At 56.4% G+C, this 512-nt stretch carries 1 protein-coding gene; it reads right to left on the bottom strand.

Annotated features, from left to right (window positions below):
• Positions 1–107: 107 nt before the first annotated feature.
• Positions 108–389: a PAAR domain-containing protein gene (locus F1735_RS38410; protein ID WP_167241496.1), complete on the bottom strand. Its 282-nt coding sequence runs from the start codon at positions 387–389 to the stop codon at positions 108–110.
• Positions 390–512 lie beyond the last annotated feature (123 nt).

A 512-nucleotide genomic window follows, 5' to 3' on the forward strand; every position in this document is an offset into this window, starting at 1 on the left:
TTCGCGCCGCCCGCCCTTGACCCTGCTCCGGACCGGACATCGACAAGCGCCGCAAGGCGCAGACATTCACAGCGGTAGCCGATATGGTAGCCGAAGTCAACTTCCACTCAAAACGGCATTGGGCCCGGCGCGCCCACGCCTCCACCGATAAACACATTCCCCGAACCATCGGTAATGACAGCACTGCACGCGATCGTATCACTAACTCTAGCAGCGGGCTGACCGTTGATGTATACCGTTCCGCTTCCGCTTGCAATTCGATAAGGACCCGATGAGTGGCGCGAACAGATCGCCGCGTCGATGTTTGCGCGGGCTGCCCCCTTGCCATTAATAAAGACGTTCGTCGAGCAAGGTGCGACAATGTTTCCGCATACCTCTGCACCACCGATCGGAGCGTGTCAAACTATTTGAGACAGTATTTACAGATTGTTTAGGGAGCATTCTTCGGTCTGCTCGTTGGTGCCAATGTCCATTTTGGGCATGTTGATTCCGGCTTCGGTTGGCAGAGCCGG

Source organism: Massilia genomosp. 1 (genome assembly GCF_011682185.1).
Classification (GTDB): domain Bacteria; phylum Pseudomonadota; class Gammaproteobacteria; order Burkholderiales; family Burkholderiaceae_D; genus Telluria_A; species Telluria_A rubra.